The 3724-nt window shown below is 59.6% G+C and carries 4 protein-coding genes; 2 read left to right on the top strand and 2 right to left on the bottom strand.

Annotated elements, in window-relative coordinates; translation table 11 throughout:
* Positions 1 to 1620 (top strand): aminopeptidase family protein P (locus Q0239_RS09785; RefSeq protein ID WP_298601943.1); only part of this gene is annotated, 1620 nt, incomplete at its 5' end.
* An 11-nt stretch (positions 1621 to 1631) separates the two neighbouring features.
* Here Q0239_RS09785 and Q0239_RS09780 read toward each other — a convergent pair.
* Positions 1632 to 2489, bottom strand: coding sequence for a hypothetical protein (locus tag Q0239_RS09780; RefSeq protein ID WP_298601940.1), 858 nt, complete (start codon positions 2487 to 2489; stop codon positions 1632 to 1634).
* Between the two features lie 140 nt (positions 2490 to 2629).
* Here Q0239_RS09780 and Q0239_RS09775 point away from each other — a divergent pair, with 140 nt between their 5' ends.
* The gene (locus Q0239_RS09775; protein ID WP_298601937.1) at positions 2630 to 3463 is read left to right on the top strand and encodes a TauD/TfdA family dioxygenase; all 834 of its coding nucleotides are present in this window, start codon (positions 2630 to 2632) and stop codon (positions 3461 to 3463) included.
* A 17-nt stretch (positions 3464 to 3480) separates the two neighbouring features.
* Here the strand turns inward: Q0239_RS09775 and Q0239_RS09770 are convergent.
* Positions 3481 to 3724, bottom strand: a 244-nt coding sequence (locus tag Q0239_RS09770; RefSeq protein WP_298601934.1) for a hypothetical protein, incomplete at its 5' end; no start/stop codon positions are given.

The raw sequence follows: 3724 nt of genomic DNA, 5'->3' as shown, positions 1-3724 counted from the left end.
GTCGGCGTCGTGGAAGGCGGGCCGCAGCACCATGTCCGCGAGCAGGTCGATGGCAAGCTATGGCAATATCAACAGGTGCCGCAGACCAGCGTCGCCGAGTGGCTGAAGACCAATGCGAAGCAGGGTGCGCGGATCGGCTATGATCCCTGGGTGCATACCAAGGGCTGGGCCGATGCCGCGGCAAAGGCGCTCGCCTCGGTCGGGGCAGAGCTGGTTGCGGTGGGTGAAAACCCGATCGACAAGGTCTGGGCAGGCCGCCCCGATCCTTCCAATGCGAAGCTGATCGTTCTGGGCGACGAATATACCGGGCAGGGCAGCGCCGAAAAGCGTGCCGCGATTGCTGACTGGCTGGCCGAGCGCAAGCTGGACGCCGCGATCCTGTCGGCACTCGACAGCGTGGCTTGGGCGTTCAACATTCGGGGCAGCGATGTGTCGCGCACCCCTGTCGCGCTCTCCTTCGCGGTTATCAACGGCGATGGCACCGCCGATTTCTATGTCGAACCCGACAAGATCACCGACGAGGTGCGCCAGCACCTCGGCAACGCCGTGCGCCTGCACCCGCGCACCGCCTTTGCGCCCGCGCTTCAGGGCATGCAGGGCAAGCGCATCGCGGTCGACCCCGAACGCGCAGTTGCGGCGATCTTCGACAAGCTAGCGAGCGGAGGGGCCGAAGTTGTCCAATTGTGCGACCCGACCGTCATCCCGCGCGCGCAGAAGAACCCGGTCGAACAGGCCGGCCACCGCACAGCGCAGGCGCGGGATGGCGCAGCGCTCACCCGCTTCCTCCACTGGCTGTCGGTCGAAGCGCCCAAGGGCGGTGAGACCGAACTCAGCGCTGCAGCCAAGCTCCAGAGCTTCCGCGAAGCAACCGGCAAGCTGCGCGACCTTTCATTCGACACCATCTCGGCGGCCGGCCCCAACGCCGCGCTGCCGCACTACCGCGTCGATGAGACATCCAACCGGCAGATCGAGCCGGGCAGCATCTATCTGGTCGACAGCGGCGGGCAATATCTCGATGGCACCACCGATGTCACCCGCACCGTCTGGATCGGCCCCGGCGAGCCCACGGCGGAAATGAAAGACCGCAACACCCGCGTGCTCAAGGGCCACATCGCGCTCGCCCGCGCAGTCTTCCCCGAAGGCACGGCGGGCAGCCAATTGGACGCGCTCGCGCGGCAATATCTGTGGAAGGCGGGTGTTGATTATGCGCATGGCACCGGCCATGGCGTCGGCGCGTTCCTATCGGTCCATGAAGGCCCGCAGCGCATCGCCAAATCGGCGGGCGGGCAGGCCGGAACCGGCGAAACCCTCCTCCCCGGCATGTTCCTTTCGAACGAGCCCGGCTATTATAAAACCGGTGCTTATGGCATCCGCATCGAAAATCTCGTGCTGGTCGAAGTACGGCAGATCGAGGGCGCGGAAGGCATATATTACGGCTTCGAAAACCTGACCTGGGCCCCGATCGACAAGGCGCTGGTCGACACCAGCCTCCTCACCCGCGACGAACTGCGCTGGTGGGATGAATACCACGCACGGGTACTAGAGATTGTCGGCCCGCAGCTGGAGGGCGAGGCGAAGGAGTGGCTGGTGGAGGCTTGCGCGCCGCTTGGTCGCGGATGATTCGAAACCAGTTATTTACTGGCTTCACTTTTTTCGTGTTCGACTTGAGCTTCGGGAAAGTGGGCGCGCAGGAAGTCGCTTAGTTTTGAATACCCAAACCATGTGTGCCCGCTCTTGTCCGAAATGCCGGTCCGTTTGATGTAATTGTTCCTGTGAACTGACAAACGCTGACTGAGGCCAGTTTGGCCGCCATTTGATCCGCCGCTCACAAATCTGGAAACGACGCGCTTAATGCCTCGTAGTTCGTTGTCAGTTATATCGGCTGACGAGGCTATGGTTTTTTGAGCTTTCTTGGACGGGTCGCTCTTTTCTGGCGGATTGGAAACCGGTTTCTTTGTTGGTGTTGGGGCTGCGAACAGCGCTTCAATTTTGGTTAAGTCCTTATCCGTCACATCGATTTTCCGACGAATCTTAAGATCGGGCACTACAACAACGCCCGCAAACATTTGAAACCGATACACGAGAACATCGCATCCCTCATAGCGCAGCTTATTGCCCGATATTTTTCCGTACTTCTTGAAAGTGTCGTTTGAAATTACCGGGCATTTTAGCTCTAGTGCGAGTTGGAGCAAAAACAGATCGGCCTCTTCACCCGCGGGTGACATCTGAAAATACTCGGGGACTTGCTTGGTTAAGTGATTGAACTCGAATCGTCCTTGCGAGTCTTCGGCTATACGGTGTTTGAAGCTAGCATCAAAAATAGTATATGGCGTGAATCCGTTCTCAAGTAGGCAATAAATCATCTGTAAAAGCGCTGACAAACTTGTCAGTTTTCCAGATCCAGAACCGGCGAGACTCACATTAGAGCCATCCAATAAAATCGGCTTCACATTTTGCCTTTCGATATAGTCATCTAAACTGATCTGCATTTGCGTGTCTGGTGTCAAGATTAGTGTGCAGACGTTTTCGAGACCATGTAATGAATTGATCCGCACTGCTTGTCTTATACGATGGTCATAATTGACAAACCCTAACCACAAACTAGCCTCCCCGTTGAGGAGAGGCCCCTATGCAGATAACCCCATCCGGACAGGCATGCGGTGCGACCGTCACCGCTGTTGACCTGCGCCAGCCGCTGTCCGCCGATCTGGTCGGTGCGATCCGCGCGGCGTGGCTGGAGCATCATGTGCTCGCCTTTCCCGATCAGGATTTGACCGACGACGATCTCGAACGCTTCACGCTGCATTTTGGCGGCTTTGGCGATGATCCCTTCATCGCGCCGGTGCCGGGGCGCAAGCATGTGATTGCGGTCGAGCGGCTCGCCGATGAAACCTCGCCCTTGTTCGCCGAAAACTGGCATAGCGACTGGAGCTTTCAGGCGCGGCCACCGGCGGGCACCTGCCTTTATGGCATCAAAATCCCGCCCGTTGGCGGCGACACGCTGTTCGCCAACCAGCATGCGGCGCTCGATGCGATGCCCGACGCGCTGCGTGCGCGGGTGGAGGGACGGATGGCGATCCATTCGGCGAAGCGGGCTTATGCCCCTGATGGCTTTTATGGCGAAGGCGACAAGGCGAAGCGTTCGATGGATATCCGCCCGTCAAAAGATGCCGAGGCGACGCAGCTCCACCCCTATATCCGCGCGCATCCCGAAACCGGGCGGCTGGGGCTGTTCAGCTGTTTCGGCTATATCATCGGCTTTGAAGGCATGGACGATGCGGAGGCGTTGCCGCTCCTCATCGAGCTTTACCAATATCAGGGGCAGGAGGCGTTTCAATATCGCCACAAATGGCAGCCGGGAATGCTGCTGATGTGGGACAACCGATCCGTCCTCCACGCCGCGACCGGCGGTTATGATGGTCACCACCGGTTGCTGCACCGGACGACGATTGCGGCGGCGTGAAACTGGTATCCCACGCTTCAGATATTATGATGCGCCCCAAGGTTGGCCCTGATCCGGTCGAGCGTGGCTTTGCGGACCGCCTGCTTGTTCCAAGCATAAGACGCCCCCGGTAGCTGCGCCAGTTGCGCCGCGACGGCCATAGCGGTTGCCTCCGCCTTTCCGGCATCGGCTAGCATATCGAGATAGCCCGCCTCGACCGCGCCTTTGGGGTCATAGATAAAGCCCTGGATCGTCGCGCGGGTCAGGTGCGTGGGGTTCAAC

The sequence above is a fragment of the uncultured Sphingorhabdus sp. genome (genome assembly GCF_937872355.1).
Lineage (GTDB): Bacteria > Pseudomonadota > Alphaproteobacteria > Sphingomonadales > Sphingomonadaceae > Sphingorhabdus_B.
The sequence above is the reverse complement of the archived record's forward strand: the minus strand, read 5'-3'. Positions and strand labels throughout refer to the sequence as shown.

Coding starts and splice junctions, on each gene's coding strand:
- Q0239_RS09780 (WP_298601940.1), bottom strand. CDS start 2,489: ATGCAGATCAGTTTAGATGACTATATCGAAAGGCAAAATGTGAAGCCG.
- Q0239_RS09775 (WP_298601937.1), top strand. CDS start 2,630: ATGCAGATAACCCCATCCGGACAGGCATGCGGTGCGACCGTCACCGCT.